The following is an 18,998-nucleotide window of genomic DNA, read 5'->3' on the forward strand; positions in this document are numbered from 1 at the left end:
CTGGCCTGTTGAATGACCACGCCCGCAAAGCGGGAGCGGCTTCTCGCATCGGTCGCAAGTCAAAATCAGGAAGGCGTTGCGCGATGTCTGGCACCGGTCCCGTCGGACCAACCGAAGGTCCCTCGACTTCGCTCCCGATGACAGACAGGTTCGAATTATTAGCAGACTGTCAGCGCGAGCGGCTGTCCAGCAGATGCAGGATGATGCCGATGCCGGGGAGATTCACCTCGAGCTCTTCCGCGAGCGTGCGAATCAATCGGACGCGCCTGAGCGCATCGCGGTTGTAGAGTGGTTCCGCGGCGCCATCTGCGTCGCTTATCCGCGCGGGCGCGATCAGGTCTTCATGCTCCCAGACCGCGAGCTGGCGCTCGCTGATTCCGGTCACCGAGCACAGCACGGTGCGGCTCAAGAGCACGATCTCGCCGCGCGAGGTGCGTCGTCTAATCGTCGATTGAGTGCGGCGCGCCATGGCTCAACTCCTCCCCACCTCGGCGCGCGGGTCAGGCACTCCGCGGGCTTGCCGCTTGTCGGCAAGCTGCTGCATCAAGTCTTTCTCGTCGGACGTGAGATCCGTCGGCGCGAGCACCTTGAGCTCGTAGAGCAGGTCGCCCGCCGCATCCTTGCCATGTTGTGGCAGGCCCTTGCCGCGCAGGCGCATCACGCGCCCGGTCTGGCTGCCAGCCGGGATCTTGAGCGCGATTTTTCCGTCGACTGTCGGCGCTGTCACTTCAGCGCCGAGCGCGGCCTCGTAATCCCATACCGGTAGGACGCATCTGACGTCGCGGGCGTGCACGGCAAAGCCTGTCTGCGGCACGATGCGAATCGTCAGATAGAGATCACCGTTCAGATCCTTGCGCGGAGCGTGACCGCCCTGCCCTTTGAGCCTCAGCTGCGTCCCGTCGCCAACGCCCGCAGGAATCGTAACCTCGAGAGTGCGATGGGCCGGCAGTACGCCCACGCCGCCGCACTTCGGGCATGGCTCGGCCGAGCGGATGACACGAGTCTTACCCTGCTTCTGCTCGCGCGCGATCATGCCGCTGCCGCCGCATTGCGGGCATTCGTCTTCGGCGGCGAGGTCGAGCCGACGCTTGGCGCCGCGCATCGCCTCGCTGAGCGAGACTTCCACTTCCGCGCGAAGGTCAGGTGCGCGCATCGGCCCGCCGCCCAAATCGAATCCCGAGAAGCCGCCGCGACTCGGTCTGCGATGAAACGCACCGCCGCCTCCGCCGCCGAAGAACTGTGAGAAGAAATCGCTGAAGTCTTCCCCGTCGAAGCCCTGCGCTGCGCCGCCCGCCGCAGCCGCCTCGCGCGCATAGCGCTGGCGCATCTCCTCATCGGTCGCACCGCGCTCCCAGTCAGCGCCGAGCTCGTCGTACTTCTTGCGCTTGGTCGAATCCGAGAGGACCTGGTAGGCCTCGTTGATTTCCTTAAATTTCTGCTCGGCATCCTTGTTGCCCGGGTTTACATCCGGATGATGCTTGCGGGCGAGCTTACGGTAGGCGCTTTTGATTTCAGCTTCGGAAGCAGTGCGCTCGACGCCCAGGGTCTTGTAGTAGTCGCGGAATTCCATCAGGTAATCCAGCTAATCAAGATGCGCACGAATCAATAGAAGGCAAGCGCCGCTATGCATAGAAGTGCGGTTTCAGCTCCTCTTCAGTAGTGTACTTCAGGCCCTGGCGATAAATCGCCGTTGACAGTTCCAACATCGAGTTGAGTGTGGGCCGGAATCGTCAAGGTTTGTGTCTGCCCGCCGACAAAGATTCGGCGGAGCTTGATGTGACTTCCCCTCTGCGAAACGACCTGAAATCCAAACCGCTTGAAGATCGAAACTACCTGAGCTCCTGAAAGACGCTTGAGCTTAGGCATCGCTCGCAAGGTCGAGTTCAAAGCTGGCAAGGACGGAAGGCATCGGTGCGATGCCGAAGGACGACAAATCTTCTCCTTCGATCTCCAAAGCGATCGCTTCGCGCAAATTCTTCGCCAACTCGTCGAGCGTCGGCGCCTGCGTAACGACGGGAAGGTCCAGGCACTCGGCGACGTACATCTGCTCGCCCTTGAAGATCCTGACCTGAATGATTTTCTTCATGACCGTGCCTCCGCCGTTTCTCGGTCAGATCATATGCGCCCGGCTCGCGATCGCCAAACTCGCGTCACGCGTGAGGTTCCGTGCGATCGTCGTCTTCGCGCGGCTCTTCCATCAGCGATTTCAGGCGGGCTTCCATCTGCCGCAGCTCCGCTTCCAAGGCCGACTGGCGGCGCCATACGTAGAGCACGTAGAGGAAAATCACGCCGAAGATTATCGAATACGCGGCGGCCAGAAACTTAAAGTGATCCATTAACGGCCTCCGGCGCGGACCTCTGCCAGCGAGAGCATCCGGCCGATGGCTTGAATCCGGGTCCGCGAGCGCATCTGCGAAAAACGCAGCATCAAGAGCCACGCAAACAGGATCGTGAACGCGCCCAGTGCCACCAGCAACGTCGCGATCATGCGCGGATCCTCGAGGCCGTGGCCGCCCTGCTTAGTCACCAGCACCGCGGGATGAATAGTGCGCCACAGCCGCACCGATACGATCACGATCGGCACGTCCAGCGCGGCGACAATTCCAATCACGGCCGCAAAGCGCGCCACCTGCGGCGAGTCGTCGGAACCCGCGCGAAGGATCATGTACCCGCCGTAAAGCAGCCACAGGATGAATGTCGTTGTGAGGCGCGAATCCCACGTCCACCACACGCCCCAAATCGGCTTGGCCCACAGCATCCCGCTGACCAGCATCAGCGTGCAGAAGACCATCCCGACTTCGGCGGCCGCGTAGCCGAGATCGTCCCACAGCGAGTTGCCGAGCCACAGGTAGAACACGCTCGCGATCGCGACGATCCCGAACGCGGCAAAGGCAACCCATGCGCACGGCACGTGAAAATAGAAGATGCGCTGCACGATTCCCTGGTCGGCCTCGGTCGGCACGTAGTCGAAGACCATTACGATCGCGATCAGCATCGAGGCGAGGCTCAGCCATCCGAGCAGCTTGCTTGTGGAGCTCATTTGAAATCGATTCAATCCTCGCGGGCGACGTACTCGAAGAGCAGGTAGCCGGCGGTCACGAAAAGAACGTCGAATGCTACCAGAATCCGGAGCCACTGGGCGATTGCGCCAAGTGGCGCGCCGCCGAGCACGGCGGTCGATGCTTTCACGCCCGCGATAAGAGCCGGTACGAACATTGGCACGGCGAGAATCGGCAGCAGCAGATCACCCATCCGCGTGCGGCCCGAAATCGCGGTGAGCAGCGTCGCAAGCGCGGAGAAGCCGAGTGTGCCGAGAATCAGGATCGGCGCCTCGCGCCAGATGGTCGCGTCGAAATCGAGATTGAAGAACAGCACCATCAGCACAACCGAGGCGGCTTCCGCGATCAGCATGAATATGAATGCGGCAGCGAGCTTGGCGGCATAAATCGTCGCGGGATCGATCGGACTCATCAGGAGGCCGCGGATACATCCATTCTCACGTTCGGCCAGCAGCGCGCGCGTCGCGCCGAGCATCCCCGCGAACACGAGCGCCACCCACAGCGCGCCGGCGGCGGCTTCGACGCCGCGCGCGCGCGTCGCATCGAGCGCAAAGACCATCACGACCAGGATCAGCAACGACAACGCGATAAGCGCTACGGTGCTTTCGCCGCTGCGAGCTTCGAGGCGCAGATCCTTGCGCAGAATTGCGGCGAATGCTGCCATCGCTTAACGCCCGAGCAGCGAGCGCAGCCGCGCGATCCCGCGGCCCTCGGGTTTTTCCTTGCTACGCAACGGCGCGAGAGTGGCGCGCGAAATTTCGAGCATCTCGAAATCCACGCCTTCGATCTCGGCGGCCGAATGCGCGCTCGCGACGACCGAAGCACCCATCGTCATCGCATGACGAATCAGGCCCGCGACTATCGCCTCGCCCTCGTTATCGAGCGACGCAAAAGGTTCGTCGAGCAAGAGCAGCGCGGGCTCCGCGAGCATCGCCCGCGCCGTCGCGAGACGCTGCTCCATGCCGCGTGAGAATTCGCGCACGCGATTGTCGGCATAGCGCGCGAGCCCGACCTGCTCGAGCCATCGCACGGCGAGCGCACGCGGATCGCTGAGCGCATAGAGCACGCCGTAAAATTCCAGGTTCTCGCGCGCAGTCAGATTCGGATAGAGAAAACTCTGATGCGATACGAGGCCGATCCGGCGCCGATAACGCGCAGTCAACTCGCGGCTGTCCAGGCCGAAGACAAGAGCGTGTCCAGCGGTAGGTGTCGAAAGGCCCGCGATAATCTTGAGCAGGGTCGATTTGCCCGCGCCGTTGGCGCCGATAATGAACGTGCCGCGGCCCGGCAGGAGGCGGAAATCGATGTCCCGCAAGACGTGATGCTGTCCGAAGGTTTTGCCGAGGCCGTGGGTTTCAACGACCGGCGCCGCCATCACTCGTTCCAGTTGGTGGCGCGCGACGAAGGCTTGAGCGCGGTGCCGCACTCGGCGCAGTAGTGCGCGTCCTTGAGCGAGCGGGTGCCGCACTGCGGGCAGAAGCGCACATGCGGCGCGCGCGAGCCGGAATCGGGACGAAGAGTGAGAACGGGCGCGGGCTCGCGTCGGGCTGGCTCGGCAGCAGGCGCGGCCGCGGGTGGAAGCTCGCGCACGATGGACAATTTCCGCGCTTCATCCATCGTCTGCATCGCAGCGAGCGCGCGCGATTCGAGGCCGTTCTTGAGTGACTCGTAGTCAGCGTCGGCCAGTTTGCCCATCTCGCGATCGAATTCGAGCTCGCGCAGACCCTGCATCGCAAGCGCGCGCTCATGCTCGAGCCGCGCCCACGCCTCGTCGCGGGCGCTTTTGCGGCGCGTCGGCAGCGCGCCGATGCTGAGCGGCGCCGCGACGAATAGCGCAACGCCGGCGATAATCAGCGCGGACGCGACCATGACGAGCATCGCTAGAGCTGCTCCTTGAGCTCTCGTTCGAGCCGCCGGCGCAGCTCGTCATCGAATGGCGCAACAGCGTCGCTTGGCGACGACTCGGCGGGCTTCGACCCAGGCGCATGGCGCCAGCGCGTAAATGCGATCGCAATCAGACCGCCTCCGACGACGATCGCCGCAAACGGCATCGTCCACGCCAGCAGGTTGAAGCCTTCGGTTGTTGGCGCGGAGAGAATCTTCTCGCCGAACTTGTTGCGATAGAAGCCGATGATCGCGTCGCGGCTCATTCCGCGATCAAGCATGCCTTCGATTTCGGTGCGCAGCGGCACCGAGAAGCTGCACGTCGGATGGTTACAGTTGGCGACCGTGAGGCCGCATCCGCATTGGCAGGTCAGGCCCTCGCTGACCTCGCCGACTGATACGCGCGTGGCAGCGTAAGTGACCGAGATCGCCGCGACGAGAATCGCGAGGATTAAAGTGCCGACGGCGGTCGAGCGGCGCGCGATGAAGCGGCGAATCACTATTGGCCTCCCGGCGCGGGCTCGCCAAGGAGATCGTCGGCGCGGCGACGGCCGACCGCGACCGAGATCGCGGCGCGCTCGCGCACGTTCGGCCACATCACGACGACGGTGCCGATCGCCATCAACACGCCCCCCGCCCATAACCAGAACACCAGCGGCGTGAGGAAAACTTCGAAGGTGGCACGATTGCCGTTCTCGTCGAGGCCAGCGAGCACGATGTAGAGATCGGCGAACGGCGTCGAGCGGATCGCGACCTTGGTCGCGGGCTGCTGTTGACGCTTGTAGAAAAGCTTGGCCGGCGTCATCAGGGTGATCTCGCGGCCGTCACGCATCACCTGGATTCGCGCGGTCGCCTCTTCCAGGTGCGGCGTCTCACTCTCGTCGAGTCCCAGGTACTTCAGGCTGAACGATCCGATCGTGAAGCTCGAGCCCACGGCGACACTCTTCTTGACCTCGGCGCGAAAGAACGATGAGCCGACCACGCCGACGAACGCGACCAGCACGCCGATATGAATGATATAGCCGCCGTAGCGGCGATTGTTCTTCGCGACGAGGTTCACGAGCGCTTTGGCCGGTGGTTCTTTCACCATCTGCACGCGCGCGACCACGCCGCGGCGAAACTCGACGATAATCGTGCCTAGCACGAACGCAGCCAGCGAGAAGCCCGTGAGCGCATACCACTCACGCAGGCCCATCGCAGCCGCGAGGATTCCGATCGCGACGCCGGTGATCGCAGGCGCCGCGAAAACCTGCGCGAGGCGCACCGGCGTCGTCCGTCGCCAGGCGATCAGCGGTCCCACGCCCATCAGGAAGATCAATGCGAGCGCGAGCGGTCCATTAACACTGTTAAAGAACGGCGGGCCGACGGTGATTTTCACGCCGCGCACCCATTCCGAGAGCACCGGGAAAATCGTGCCCCAGAAAACCGCGAACGCGATCCCGACCAGCACCAGGTTGTTGAACAGGAACGCAGCCTCGCGCGAAAGATACGATTCGAACTCCGCGGGACTGCGCAAATCGCTGGCGCGCCAGATGAGCAGCGCCGAGTAACACAGCACGACCGCGATCAGGAAGCTCAGGAAATATGGCCCGAGCCCCGATTGGGTGAACGAATGCACCGAGGAGATAACCCCGCTGCGCGTGATGAAGGTCCCGAAGATCGTGAGCGCAAAGGCGAGTCCGATCAGCGCAAGGTTCCACACCTTAAGCATGTCCTTGCGTTCCTGGATCATCACCGAATGCAGGTAGGCCGTCATCACGAGCCACGGCATGAAGGCGGCGTTCTCAACCGGATCCCACGCCCAGTAGCCGCCCCAGCCCAGGACTTCGTAGGCCCATCGCGCGCCGAACATGTTGCCGAGGGTGAGAAAGAACCACGAGAAGATCGCCCAGCGCCGCGTCGAGCGAATCCACGAATCGTCGAGCTTGCCGGTGATGAGAGCGGCGGCGCCAAATGCGAACGGCACGGTCGAGCTGACATAGCCGGTGTAGAGCGACGGCGGATGGATCGCCATCCAGTAGTTCTGCAGGAGCGGATTCAGATCGGTGCCCTGCAGCGGTACAGGTGAGATCAGATCGAACGGGCGCGTCACGAAATTCAGCATTCCGAGAAAGAAGATCGCGATCGTTGCCAGCACCGCGAGCGCATACGGCGCGATCTCGGGATTGCGGCGCCGATTCTGGAACGCCGCGATCGAGGTGAAGATCGACAAGAGCCACGTCCAGAACAGCAGCGAGCCCTGCTGCCCGCCCCATAGCGCGGTGAACTTGTATGCGGTGGGAAGCGTGGTGCTCGAATATGCGGCAACGTATTCCATCGAAAAGTCGCTGCGCAGAAGTCCGAGCCACAAATTGGCGACCGCGATGGTGACCATCGCACACATCGCCCACAGCGCATGCCGCGCGCTGACGATGAAGTCCGGCGAATTGCGCCGCGTGCCGTAGATATTCGCGAAGATCGAATAGACCGCGAGGATTAGCGCTATTGCGAGAGCGAGTTTGCCGAGGTCAGGCATCGACTCATTGTCCTTGGGTCGGGCGATACTTGGAAGGGCAGCTCGTCATCACCTGGGTCGCGTTGATTACGCCGTCGGAGCCGAGCTTGCCCTCGACGATCACGTCGCGATCGGGTGCGAACATGTCGGGCTTGGGCTCACCGGCGCTGACGACGCGAAAGGTCGGCGGCTCGCTCTCCGCCACGGGTTTAACCCCTTCGCCGGGCGCGCCCGGAATCGGATAGATCGCGAACTTGAGCGTGAGCGTCGAGGGATCCCAGCCGATGGTCCCGGCCTTGACGCGGCCTGCGACGCGCAGCGACTGTCCCGCGAGTTCGGTCGCTCGTGCGCTCACCTCCGGCACCGTCAGGTAATACTCGGAGGTGTTGCGGATCGACGTGATGATCAAATACGCGATCGCCGCGACAATCACGCCAACGCCGATAATGAAGCGGGGTTTTATTCGCATAGCCAGATAGCGATCCGCGGAAATTCTCGCAGGCCGCGCCGAGACGCACAACCTCTGGCGAGGGAAGATTTAGTCATCAAGATCGCTGGACCTGCCGTCCTTTGGACCAAATGCAACTCCGCGCTTCGAGGCTCGGATAAAATCGATCATTTCGTTTACTTCGGCGTTCAGCTCGCCCGAATCGATCAGCCGCTCGAGCGCGAGCTTCAGGTTCTGCCGCTTGCCGAAGAGCGCCTCGAACGCTCGGCGCAACGCGGTTATCTGCGCGACTTTGAATCCCGCGCGGCGCAGTCCAATGACGTTGATCGCGCGCAGCGTGTGCGTCCCATCCATCACACAGAAGGGCGGCACGTCGCGGCTCGTGCGGCTGAGCCCGCGCAGCATCGCAAGCCGCCCGATACGGGTGTACTGATGCACGACGCAGTTGCCCGAGACCAGCGCACGGTCGCCCAACTCGGCCCATCCCGCGAGCAGCGCGCCGCCCGCGATTATCGTCGAATTGCCGATGCGGCAATCGTGCGCGACGTGCGAGTTCTGCATCATGAAGTTGTCGTCGCCCATGATCGTCGTCGCACCGCGCTCGCTGCCGCGATGCACCGTCGCGTATTCGCGGAACACATTGCGATTGCCGATTCGTACCGAGCGCGGCACGCCGGTGTAGCTCAGGTCCTGCGGCTCGTCGCCGATCACGACGCCCGGATGCAGCACGTTCTCTTCGCCGAGTTCAGTCTGGCCAAGGATGGTGACGTGACCGATCAGCCGCGTGCCTGGGCCGAGCCTGATCTTTCCGTCGAGCAGGCAGAGCGGTCCGATTTCGACGCCGGGGCCCAGTTCGACCCCGGCGCTAATTACCGATGAAGGATGAATGCGCGGCGAATCCATGCCGTGCTGAGACTAACGCGCGCCGCCTTTCAATGCAGGAGCCTGCCCTTGCGTGGCATGTCGTCGGGATGCTCGTTGCCGGGCTCGGCGGGCTTGTCGGGCACGCGATACTCTTCCGCGGCCCACGTGCCCAGATCGACCATCCGGCAACGCTCGGAACAAAACGGCCGGAAGGCGTTCTTTGGCGAGGCATCAACCGGCTTTCGGCAAATCGGGCAGCGCATCGTCGATAATCAAATGATACTCGCCGCGCATGCGGCGCGCAGCATCCGTCCGCGCGCTACTGCGGCATGCCCTGGCGCGTGACGAAGACGCTGCCCTTGTCGCCGATCCGAACGCAGCTGATGTCGCTGCGATTGAATTGCGGCGTGCAAAGGGGCTTGTCGATGGCCGGGCACTTGTAGAGATTCGCCTCGAGCTGTTGGCACTTGGACAAGTCGAAGTTGGCCTGGGTTACCGGGTCACCGGTTTGAGGGGCCGGAGGCGTGTCGGTCGAGCATCCGGCGAGTCCTGCCAGCATCGCGAACACGCCAACCAATGCGGCCCGCCTAAGCGCGTTTTTCCCTCGTGTCATGCAATTTCCTCCCTGCGAAGTTGGTTGGCGAATAAGCCTGCCGTTTCACGTCATAATTCAAAACACTTCGGAGCCGCAGCGATCGTTGCCCCCCGCCATCCTGAACGTTCCCGACCGATAGTCATATACTATCCGCTCGAAGTAACAATACTCGTGAAGCAGACGCGGACTCTTGTACATCAAGCGGACCTGCACTTGAAGATTTGATTTTCCGGCGACCACGTGCTGATAGGCGTCGGTCGGCAGGTAAGCATACAGATAGTAGGGAACGTTGGGCGGCACGATGCCCGCATCGATCGACGCCATCTCACCGGCGACAGGCTTGACGCGCTTGCCATCGACCAGCGCATAAACAGACGCGATCGCGTCGATCGCGGGAATCTGGCCGAAATTGCGGAAGTCCACCGTGATCGTTGGCCGGGTCGAATCGACGGCCTCGAAGCGCGCCTGCTGCACGCCCAGGAACGGCCGATCCGCGATCAAGAATACCGCGTTGGTGACCTGCGCCGTCCGCCACGTCGCGTAAGCGCTCATCAGCGTCGCGAGCACCATCAGGATCGCCATCAGGTCGGCGAAGCGGAGCATCTCGGAGAGCCGCCGATTCCGCGATTTCTCGCGGCGAATCTCCTGCTCTTCGAGGCGGATCAGATCAAGATCTTCGCGCTCGTGCGGATTCTGCTTCGCCTCATCGCGGCGCCGCGCGCGCGGCTCATGCTCGGCCATCGCCGATCTCTATAGCGCCCGCATCCGCCGATGGCTATCAGCCGTTGGGACCCAAGGAGCATGGTCGCAACCGCTCTTGCAATTTGCGGTCAAGCTTGGCTGATATTTCGGCAGGGGATTTGACTATGAATGCAGACGGAAAGTGGAATGCAATTGCCGACACGCAAATGGGCGAGCAGAAGTTTACGCTGCGCTTCAAGACCAATGGCGGCACCTTTGAAGGTTCGATGCACAGCAATTTCGGAGCGCTGCTGATCTCGGGAATCATCGACGGAGATACGCTCTCATGGTCGATGGTGATGTCTCAGCCAATCGCGATGTCGCTCGACTACAAGGTCCGTGTTGAAGGCGACGAGTTGACGGGCGAGGTCAATGGCGGTGCTTTCGGTAGCGCGCCAATAAGAGGGACTCGTGCTGCCGTCGACGAGGACGAAAGCGCAGCCGCCAACGAGCCGGATCCGCTCGAGGCGGCGAAGGCAGGGCTGGATTTCGATCCCGACGCTTTGCGCGAGAGGTACCGTCAAGAGCGGGACAAGCGCCTGCGTGCCGATGGCGAGGCGCAGTACCTTGAGTTGTCCGGGAAATTTGCCCATTACAATGAGGATGATCCTTACGCGGAGCCAGGCTTCACCCGCGATCCGCTGACCGACGAAATCGACGTCGTGATCATCGGCGGTGGCTTTTCAGGACTGCTCGCGGGCGCCCGCCTCAAGGAAGCCGGTATCGACAACTTCCGGATAATCGAGGCCGGTGGCGACTTCGGCGGCACCTGGTATTGGAATCGTTATCCCGGCGCGCAGTGCGACATCGAGTCCTACTGCTATCTGCCTCTGCTCGAAGAGCTCGCGTACATCCCCAAGGAAAAGTACTCGTACGTGAGCGAGATCTTCGAGCACAGCCAGCGTATCGGCCGCGAATATGGCCTCTACGACATCACCTGTTTTCAGACTCGCGTAAAGTCGATCGACTGGGACGAGAAGATCAAGCGCTGGCATATCAGCACCAACCGCAACGACGATATCAAGGCGCGCTTTGTGATCATGGCCCTGGGAACCGCCTCGCGCGCCAAACTTCCCGGTATCCCCGGAATCGACGAGTTCGGAGGTCACAGCTTTCACACCAGTCGATGGGACTACAACTACACGGGCGGAGACACGACCGGCGGAATGACGAAGCTCGCCGACAAACGCGTCGCGATCATAGGCACCGGTGCGACGGCGATTCAGGCGGTCCCGTTCCTCGGTAAGTATGCGAAGCAGTTGTATGTCTTCCAGCGCACGCCGTCTTCGGTCGATCTGCGCGGCAACAAGCCGACTGATTACACGTGGGCGGAAACGCTCGAGCCCGGATGGCAGCGCAAGCGGCGCGAGAACTTTGCGGCGATCCTGACCGGCCAGCCGTTCGAAGAGGACCTGGTCAACGACGGATGGACTGACATCTTCCGCAACGTGTTGTCGATTCCAAAGTCCGAGAAGCCGATGACGTCTGAACAAATCGGCCAGGTGATGGAAATCGCGGACTTCAAGAAGATGAACGGCATCCGCGCCCGCGTGGACGATACCGTTGAGGACAAGGAAGCGGCCGAAGCTCTCAAGCCCTGGTATCGGCAGTTCTGCAAGCGCCCAACTTTCAACGACGAATTTCTACCCACTTTCAACCGTCCGAACGTCGAGCTGATCGACGTAAGCGCAGCGAAGGGCGTCGAGCGAATCACTAAGAAGGGCGTGGTCGCCAACGGCAAAGAATACGAAGTCGATTGCATCATCTATGCTTCGGGCTTCGAGATCTCGACCGCCTTCAAGCGGCGCGTCGGAATCGAAATCAACGGCGAAGGCGGCAAATCCCTGTTCGATCACTTCGCCGACGGATTCAAAACCCTGCACGGGTTTTCGACCCGCGGCTTCCCAAACTGGTTCTATATCGGTATCTCCCAGAACGCCTTGTCAGTGAATATGACCGCGATGTTCGATGAGCAGGCGAGGCACATCGCCTACATCATCAAGGAGACCCGGAACCGCGGCGGCGTGACCGTACAGCCCCAGCAGGAGGCTCAGGACGCGTGGGTCGATCTGATCAACAAACTTCAGATCAACAATCGCGCGTTCCTCGAAGCCTGCACGCCCGGCTACTACAACAACGAGGGCAGCGCCCGCGCCGGTCTAGGCGCAGGCATCTACACCCCAGGCATCAACGCCTTCAATAAATTGCTCGAAGAATGGCGTGCTAAGGGCGACCTGGAGGGCCTCGAAATTCAGCGCTAGAGAAGTAGTCCTCGTTCGCGAGGGCGGTCACTCAGGCGCCAGGAACCAGAGCACCGAGAGGGCCGGGAGTTCGATCGCGATCGAGTGGCTGAACTGATGCCATTTGATCGGCGCGGCCTCGACACCGCCGCCGTTGCCGATATTGGTGCCGCCGTACGTTTCCGCGTCGGTGTTGAGCACCTCGCGATACCATCCGGGCTTCGGCACGCCGATGCGGAATCCGCTGCGCACCACCGGCGAGAAGTTGCACACGCAAATCAGCGTCCGGCCCGACGAAGGCGCGATACGCATAAACGCGATCACATTGGCGTCGGCGTCGTCTGCCTCGATCCAGCGAAATCCGGAAGGCTCAGTGTCGGCCTCCCACAGCGCGGGTTGCGATCGGTAGATGTGATTCAGATCGCGGACGAGGTTTTGCAGCCCCTGATGCTCCTTATATTGGAGCAGGTCCCAATCGATGCTGGTGTCGTGATTCCATTCGCGGCGCTGCCCGATTTCGGTGCCCATGAAGATGAGCTTCTTGCCAGAGCGCGCCCACATGTAAGCGAACAGCGCGCGCTGGTTGGCGAACTGCTGCCACAAATCGCCGGGCATCTTCGAGAGCAGGTTGCGCTTGCCGTGAACGACTTCGTCGTGGGAAATCGGCAGCACGAAATTCTCGCTCCACGCATAGAGCAGACCGAAAGTAAGGTCGCGATGGTGCCAGCGGCGGTAGATGGGATCGAGCGCGATGTACTCGAGCGTGTCATGCATCCAGCCCATATCCCACTTGAAGCCGAAGCCGAGCCCGCCCATCCAGGTCGGGCGGCTGACTCCACCCCACGCCGTCGATTCCTCGGCGATCATCATGATGCCGGGGTTAAGCCGGTACACGGCTTCGTTCAGCATCTTCACAAATGAGATGGCGTCGAGATTCTCACGGCCGCCGTACGCGTTCGGAACCCATTCGCCCTCGCGCCGCCCGTAGTCGAGATAAATCATCGACGCGACCGCATCGACGCGCAGCCCATCGACGTGAAATTCGCCGAGCCAGTAGAGCGCGCTCGCGATCAGGAAGCTGCGAACCTCGGCGCGGCCATAATTGAAGATGTAAGTGCCCCAATCCGGATGATGCCCCTGGCGCGGATCGGCATGCTCAAAGAGCGCGGTGCCATCGAAGCGCCCGAGGCTGAACTCATCCTTGGGAAAATGGGCCGGCACCCAGTCGAGGATCACGCCGATGCCCCTTCGATGAAGCTCATCGATGAGGTAGCGCAGGTCGTCGGGGTTGCCGTAGCGCGAGGTCGAGGCGAAGTAGCCGCTCACCTGGTAGCCCCACGAGCCGGTGAACGGATGCTCCATCAAGGGCATGAGCTGAACGTGCGTGAAGCCCATCTGCTGGACGTAGTCGCCGAGCTGCGACGCCATCTCGCGATAGGTGAGCGGACGATTGCCGTCCTCCGGCACACGCCGCCACGATCCGAGATGAACCTCGTAGATCAACATCGGACTGCGCACCGCTTCGCGCGCCGCCCGCTGCTGCATCCACTCGTCATCGCGGAACTGGTAACTCGAGTTCCAAACGACCGATGCGGTCGCGGGCGGATTCTCCATCTGCTGCGCGAAGGGATCGGCTTTGAGCAGGAGCGATCCGGCCTGGGTGCGGATCTCGTATTTGTAAGCGGCGCCCGGCTTCACATCGGGGATGAAGATTTCCCACACCCCCGAGCCGCCCAGCACGCGCATCATGTTGAGCCGCCCGTCCCAGGCGTTGAAATCGCCGACCACGCTGACGCCGCGCGCATTCGGCGCCCATACCGCGAACGACACGCCTGCGATGCCGTTCATCTCACGGACGTGCGCGCCGAGCTTGTCGTACGCGCGCTCGTGCTTCTGCTCGCTCCACAGATAAAGGTCGAGCTCGCCGAGGGTGGGCAGGAACGAGTAGGCATCGGCGATCGTGAATGCGGCGCCGCCCGGATACTGAATCTCAAGACGATACGGAAACACTTCGCGGCGACCGTCGACGACGCCCTCGAACAGCCCGCCGTCGTGCGGCGTCATTGCGATCGGCGCCTCGCCGTCGATCAGGATCGAAACGCGCTCCGCTCCAGGCCGAAAGGCACGGATGAAAACGCGATTACCGTCGGGATGAATACCGAGAATCGAATGGGGATCGTGATGCACCAGCGCGAGCAGGCGTTCGACCTCCTCGCGCTTGAGATTTGATTCGAAAGTTTCAGAGCTCATGTTGTTATGTCCAAGGCCGGGCTCCGCGTCGGGACTGTTAAGTCGTCGCAGCCGGCCTGCGCTAAAGTCTAAAGGATAGCGAGGGCCTGCGCGACTCACCTCGCGCGCGAAGGCGCTTTGCTTCACGCGCCCGAAATGCTTGTTTGTTTCGCGAAACGCAGCATTAAGCGCGCAGTAAATCGTGGAGTGAACGTCATATGGCTGAGTCGCCAAATCGGCAGCCCGCGGGCAACGTATCGGCCTTCGATCGCATGATGGGGCAGCTCGAAGTGATCGAGCCGGGCCTCGCGATGTTCCATGGCTTCGCCAATGTTGCGTTCGCATATGGACGCGGCGAGATGCTCGCGGTCGATACCAGCTCGCGACTGATGGGCGCGATGGCGGTGAAGGCGATTCGCGAGGTCACCGACGAGCCGTTCGCGTTCCTGATTTACACTCACGGTCACGCTGATCACGCCTTCGGCACGCGAGCATTCATCGAAGACGCCGCGGCCCGCGGCTATCGCCGTCCCAAAATCTGGGCGCATGGAGATGTCAGCGGCAGATTTCGCCGCTACGCGATGACCAAGGGATGGCAATCGCATATCAATCAGCTTCAGTTCGGCGCGGGTGCGGGCGTTGCGAGCTCGTTCGAAGAAAAGAATTTTCATAGCGCGGACCTCGTTTACCGCGATTACCAGATGCTCGAACTGGTCGGTGAGGCCGTCGAGCTGCATCATGCGATGGGCGAGACCGACGACGCGACGTGGGTCTGGATGCCGCATCGGCGCGCGGCGATGGTCGGCGATCTTGTCGTCTCCTCGATGCCGAATACCGGCAATCCCAACAAGGTGCAGCGCTACACGCTCGAATGGGCCGAGGCGCTCGAGGAAATTGCGCGGCGCAATCCGCGCTACGTTCTGCCGGGGCACGGACCCGTGGTGAATGGCGAGCCGGCGTGCCAGGAACTGCTCGTCGACACGGCACGAGCGCTCAGGTTCGTTCACGATGAAGTTGTGCGGCTGCTCAACGCCGGGCAGTGGCCGGTCGATATCATCGAGGCAAATATCAAGCTGCCCGTGGAGCTGGAATCGAAGCCCTACCTCGCGCCGGTTTACGGATGCGTCCCGTTCGTGGTGCGCGACGTGATTCGCCGCTACGCCGGATGGTGGTCGGGCGAGCCATCGGCAATGTTCCCAGCTTCGCGGCAGGAGCGCGCCGAAGACGTGCTCGCGCTATGCGGCCACGACGCGATCCTGACGCGCGCCAGATCGCTCCGCGACGAAGGCAAGCTTCAACGGGCGCTCGCGCTCGCGGAAACGGCACTCAACGCCGACAAGAACGATCGCGAAGCAACCGAGCTGAACGCCGAAATCCTGGACAAGCTGGCGGCCGAAGAGCGCTCCTTCATCGCCCGCAACTTCTTCACCGGCGCCGCCCGCCAACTCCGCGAACGATTGAAATAGCAACTGCTGAAATACTAGCGCTTTCCTTTGTGCCTCACGCACGACGATGCCCAGTAGCCTGTCGCGATGTGTATAGATTCAAAGGATACCTTTCGCGTTGGCGTCGCGCATCTCGTTATCGCCGCAATACTCTGACTTCGCTATAGTTTGCGCGTGGATTGGTTCGCGCAGAATTATCATCATCTGCTGTTTACCGATTTCGGCGGATTCGCTTTCGTTCTCGTTCTCTACCTCGTTCTCGGAATCTTCGAGATCACGTTCCCGGCCGAGCCCGGGCAGGCGTTCTCGGGACGCATCACCAACGTCGTCGTCACCGGGATGTTCCTCGGCTTCGGCGGACTCCTCACGAAATGGAGCATCAATGCGCTCGGCGCCGGACCTCGTCGTCTGCTCGATCACGGAATCCTCGTCTCCGTTGCGATTCTGATTGCCTACGGATTCGTGAGCGACCTGTTCTTCTACTGGTATCATCGCGCGCAACACAGGATCGATTTCCTCTGGCCCATCCACGAGCTGCATCACACCGACGGTGCGCTCAACGCAACGACGAGCCTGCGCACCTTCTGGCTGGAGGCGCCGATTCAGAGCCTGATCGTCGCCCTGCCCGCAACCTACATCATCGGATTGGACCATCGCGCGGCTTTTGTGCTGCCGGCACTGTTCACGGGATGGCTATACTTCACACACGCGAACTGGCGGCTGGGCCTGGGTTTTCTGACGCCGCTCATATGCGGTCCGCAGCTGCATCGGATTCATCATTCGAATCTCAGTGAGCATCAGAACAAAAATTTCGCGCAGTACTTTCCTGTTATCGACATGATGTTCGGAACTTACTATGCGCCCCGCCGTGGCGAGTTTCCAACGACCGGGATTCCGAATCGCACCGCGCCCGCGTCTTGGGCGGAGATGACCGTGGGTCCATTTCTGGCCTGGACCGCCGCTATCGATACGCGACTTTCGAGCGAACCCGCGGTAGCGGCGAAGCCCGCGCCTAAACCTGCAGCTGTATCGAAGCCGCAGCCGCGAGCATCGCGACAGCGGCGCCGCGCACGTTAATCTCGCGCATCCGTGCTGGCGTTGAAATGGATCGAACCGCCGCCGTGAAAGCAAATCCGCCAGATTTCGCGGCGATGCCGCGGCGGTTGATAGAATTAAATCAATCTCGCTCCGCCTTCGACGAGGTTGGTCGATGCAACCCCCGCTGCTGCCCGCTCATGTCGATTACTACTCGGCTGCGCTTTTCACCTGGTTGATCAATCTGCTGCCGCGTCTCGCGACCGCGGTGGCGATTCTCATCGTTGGATATCTGATCGCGGCATGGGCGGGACGCGCCTCGCGCTCGATGCTCGCGCGGAGCCAACGTCTGGACGTGACCGTACAGCCGATCGCCGCGGTCGCGATTCGCTACGCGATAATGATCCTCGTGATCGTCGCCGCGCTCGGCCAACTCGGGATCCAGACTGCGTCGCTGCTGGCGGTGCTCGGCGCCGCTGGTCTCGCGATCGGACTCGCGCTGCAAGGCACTCTTACCAACATCGCGGCGGGAATCATGCTGCTGTGGCTCAGGCCGTTTCGGATCGGCGACTACATCGAGGTGCCGACCAACAACATCGCGGGGCGCGTAATCGAGATGGGGCTCTTCGTATGCCATCTCGAGTCTGCTGAGGGCGTCTTCGTCTTCGCACCGAACAGCGCAATCTGGAACGCCGCGCTACGCAATCAGAGTCGCATCGCGGGCCGCCTGATCAGCTTCGGGGTCGCGTTGCCGCCGACGGCGCCGATCGACAAAGCGCGCGGGATTCTGTTCGCGATGCTGAAGGAGGACGCACGCGTCGCGAAAGATCCCGCGCCGGAAGTGTTCCTTGACAGCTTCGATGCGACCGCCGGTGTCACGCTAAACTGCACATTCCACGTGGTGCACGAGCATTCCGCAGAACTTCAGCGCGACATCATCGAGCGCGCCAACCAGCGTCTTGCGCAATCCGAAGTTGGCGCGCCGCGCTCGGTCACGCGCCTGATACCAGCGGTCAGCGACCCCTCGCGACTGATCCTGAGCTGATCAAGAAACTTGGGTCCAAGGGCTTGACATTTTTACCGGCTTCCACAATATTGAGAATCATTCTCAATTTCATGAGGACGCCGATGCCGTCAGCTCAGCCTTCACTCAAATTACTTGCCCTGGCCTCGCTAGTCGCCGTTTGCGCTTTGCCTGCACTCGCGCGCGCCGACGAGACGGAGATTAAATTCGAGAACCATCACTTCACGCCTCAGACTCTGAACCTGACTTCGGGCCAGGCGACCAAAATAAAGGTCGTGAATGCGAGTAACGAAACCATCGAGTTCGAAAGCTTCAAGCTCAATCGCGAACAAGCCGTGCAACCAGGCCAGACGATCACGGTGAATATCCCCGCGCTTAGCCCGGGCAACTACGACTTCTACGACGATTTCCATCAGGACGTTCCGCAGGGAAATATCGTCGCCCGCTGACGCGGGCTCGAAACCTGAACAGTGACAGCTCGCAGGATCGGCATCGCGCTGCTAGCGGCGATCGCCGCGATGATGATGCTCACGCAATTTTTTCGACCCGCGATCGACAATCCCCCTGCAGGCGGCGCCCTCGATGCCCCTCCTGAGATCGCCGCCCTCCTCCGTGGCTCGTGTTACGACTGCCATTCCAACGAAACGCACTGGCCGTTCTACGCGCGAGTCGCGCCTCTCTCATGGCTCGTCGTTCACGATGTAAATCGCGGCCGCCAAGAACTCAACTTCTCCGAATGGAATACGTACTTCCCTCAAACACGGCATCGGAAACTGCAATGGATCGAGCGCTCGCTCACGCAGGAGCACATGCCGCCGCGGATCTATACATTGATGCATCCTGGCAGCCGGCTCAGCGCGGCTGATCGCACAACAATCAACAACTGGATCGAAACTCAACTCGCCGAACCGGGGGCGCCGAGTACGTCAACCCACTGAGG

The 18,998-nt window shown here is 61.7% G+C and carries 22 protein-coding genes; 6 read left to right on the forward strand and 16 right to left on the reverse strand.

Going from position 1 to position 18,998, the window contains the following annotated elements:
- Positions 1-169: 169 nt before the first annotated feature.
- From VMA09_14810 to VMA09_14880, 15 genes are all read right to left on the reverse strand, one after another.
- Positions 170-469, reverse strand: coding sequence for a chaperone modulator CbpM (locus VMA09_14810; GenBank protein ID HUA34877.1), 300 nt, complete (start codon positions 467-469; stop codon positions 170-172).
- 3 nt (positions 470-472) lie between these two features.
- A complete protein-coding gene (locus VMA09_14815) occupies positions 473-1,570 on the reverse strand; it encodes a J domain-containing protein (GenBank protein HUA34878.1) in 1,098 nt (365 codons plus the stop codon).
- Between the two features lie 288 nt (positions 1,571-1,858).
- Positions 1,859-2,086: a hypothetical protein gene (locus tag VMA09_14820; GenBank protein HUA34879.1), complete on the reverse strand. Its 228-nt coding sequence runs from the start codon at positions 2,084-2,086 to the stop codon at positions 1,859-1,861.
- 64 nt (positions 2,087-2,150) lie between these two features.
- Positions 2,151-2,336 carry a CcmD family protein gene (locus tag VMA09_14825; GenBank protein HUA34880.1) on the reverse strand — a complete coding sequence of 62 codons (186 nt, stop codon included), beginning with the start codon at positions 2,334-2,336 and terminating at the stop codon, positions 2,151-2,153.
- Entirely contained in the window at positions 2,336-3,040 is a 705-nt protein-coding gene (gene ccsA, locus VMA09_14830; GenBank protein ID HUA34881.1) for a cytochrome c biogenesis protein CcsA, read from the reverse strand. Before ccsA ends, VMA09_14825 begins: the two co-directional genes overlap by 1 nt.
- 11 nt (positions 3,041-3,051) lie before the next feature.
- Complete coding sequence (locus VMA09_14835) at positions 3,052-3,723, reverse strand: heme exporter protein CcmB (protein ID HUA34882.1); 672 nt, start codon at positions 3,721-3,723, stop codon at positions 3,052-3,054.
- A gap of 3 nt (positions 3,724-3,726) precedes the next feature.
- The gene (locus tag VMA09_14840) at positions 3,727-4,434 is read right to left on the reverse strand and encodes an ABC transporter ATP-binding protein (GenBank protein HUA34883.1); all 708 of its coding nucleotides are present in this window, start codon (positions 4,432-4,434) and stop codon (positions 3,727-3,729) included.
- Positions 4,434-4,937, reverse strand: coding sequence for a c-type cytochrome biogenesis protein CcmI (gene ccmI / locus VMA09_14845; protein ID HUA34884.1), 504 nt, complete (start codon positions 4,935-4,937; stop codon positions 4,434-4,436). The genes VMA09_14840 and ccmI overlap by 1 nt, the downstream gene beginning before the upstream one ends.
- 2 nt (positions 4,938-4,939) lie before the next feature.
- The gene (locus tag VMA09_14850) at positions 4,940-5,443 is read right to left on the reverse strand and encodes a cytochrome c-type biogenesis protein CcmH (protein HUA34885.1); all 504 of its coding nucleotides are present in this window, start codon (positions 5,441-5,443) and stop codon (positions 4,940-4,942) included.
- Positions 5,443-7,458: a heme lyase CcmF/NrfE family subunit gene (locus VMA09_14855; GenBank protein ID HUA34886.1), complete on the reverse strand. Its 2,016-nt coding sequence runs from the start codon at positions 7,456-7,458 to the stop codon at positions 5,443-5,445. Before VMA09_14855 ends, VMA09_14850 begins: the two co-directional genes overlap by 1 nt.
- 4 nt (positions 7,459-7,462) lie before the next feature.
- Complete coding sequence (locus VMA09_14860) at positions 7,463-7,906, reverse strand: cytochrome c maturation protein CcmE (GenBank protein HUA34887.1); 444 nt, start codon at positions 7,904-7,906, stop codon at positions 7,463-7,465.
- A 69-nt stretch (positions 7,907-7,975) separates the two neighbouring features.
- Positions 7,976-8,788, reverse strand: coding sequence for an acyl-ACP--UDP-N-acetylglucosamine O-acyltransferase (lpxA, locus tag VMA09_14865; protein HUA34888.1), 813 nt, complete (start codon positions 8,786-8,788; stop codon positions 7,976-7,978).
- A 29-nt stretch (positions 8,789-8,817) separates the two neighbouring features.
- The gene (locus VMA09_14870; protein ID HUA34889.1) at positions 8,818-9,012 is read right to left on the reverse strand and encodes a DNA gyrase inhibitor YacG; all 195 of its coding nucleotides are present in this window, start codon (positions 9,010-9,012) and stop codon (positions 8,818-8,820) included.
- Between the two features lie 56 nt (positions 9,013-9,068).
- On the reverse strand, positions 9,069-9,362 hold the full coding sequence (locus VMA09_14875; GenBank protein ID HUA34890.1) for a hypothetical protein: 294 nt from the start codon (positions 9,360-9,362) through the stop codon (positions 9,069-9,071).
- Positions 9,363-9,419: 57 nt separating this feature from the next.
- On the reverse strand, positions 9,420-10,085 hold the full coding sequence (locus VMA09_14880) for a hypothetical protein (protein ID HUA34891.1): 666 nt from the start codon (positions 10,083-10,085) through the stop codon (positions 9,420-9,422).
- Between the two features lie 125 nt (positions 10,086-10,210).
- Here VMA09_14880 and VMA09_14885 point away from each other — a divergent pair, with 125 nt between their 5' ends.
- The gene (locus VMA09_14885) at positions 10,211-12,346 is read left to right on the forward strand and encodes an NAD(P)/FAD-dependent oxidoreductase (protein HUA34892.1); all 2,136 of its coding nucleotides are present in this window, start codon (positions 10,211-10,213) and stop codon (positions 12,344-12,346) included.
- Between the two features lie 27 nt (positions 12,347-12,373).
- Here VMA09_14885 and glgB read toward each other — a convergent pair whose 3' ends face one another.
- On the reverse strand, positions 12,374-14,575 hold the full coding sequence (gene glgB, locus VMA09_14890; protein ID HUA34893.1) for a 1,4-alpha-glucan branching protein GlgB: 2,202 nt from the start codon (positions 14,573-14,575) through the stop codon (positions 12,374-12,376).
- A gap of 197 nt (positions 14,576-14,772) precedes the next feature.
- On the opposite strand from glgB, the gene VMA09_14895 reads away from it, so the two are divergent.
- The 5 genes from VMA09_14895 to VMA09_14915 all read left to right on the forward strand — a co-directional run bounded on the left by VMA09_14895 (position 14,773) and on the right by VMA09_14915 (position 18,996).
- On the forward strand, positions 14,773-16,020 hold the full coding sequence (locus VMA09_14895; GenBank protein ID HUA34894.1) for an alkyl sulfatase dimerization domain-containing protein: 1,248 nt from the start codon (positions 14,773-14,775) through the stop codon (positions 16,018-16,020).
- Between the two features lie 153 nt (positions 16,021-16,173).
- Positions 16,174-17,076 (forward strand): sterol desaturase family protein, encoded by a 903-nt coding sequence (locus tag VMA09_14900; GenBank protein HUA34895.1) that lies wholly within the window; start codon positions 16,174-16,176, stop codon positions 17,074-17,076.
- 133 nt (positions 17,077-17,209) lie between these two features.
- Positions 17,210-18,079, forward strand: coding sequence for a mechanosensitive ion channel (locus tag VMA09_14905; GenBank protein ID HUA34896.1), 870 nt, complete (start codon positions 17,210-17,212; stop codon positions 18,077-18,079).
- A gap of 83 nt (positions 18,080-18,162) precedes the next feature.
- Complete coding sequence (locus tag VMA09_14910; GenBank protein HUA34897.1) at positions 18,163-18,507, forward strand: cupredoxin domain-containing protein; 345 nt, start codon at positions 18,163-18,165, stop codon at positions 18,505-18,507.
- Positions 18,508-18,528: 21 nt separating this feature from the next.
- The gene (locus VMA09_14915) at positions 18,529-18,996 is read left to right on the forward strand and encodes a heme-binding domain-containing protein (protein ID HUA34898.1); all 468 of its coding nucleotides are present in this window, start codon (positions 18,529-18,531) and stop codon (positions 18,994-18,996) included.
- Positions 18,997-18,998 lie beyond the last annotated feature (2 nt).

The sequence above is a fragment of the Candidatus Binataceae bacterium genome, assembly GCA_035508495.1.
Lineage (GTDB): Bacteria > Desulfobacterota > Binatia > Binatales > Binataceae > JASHPB01.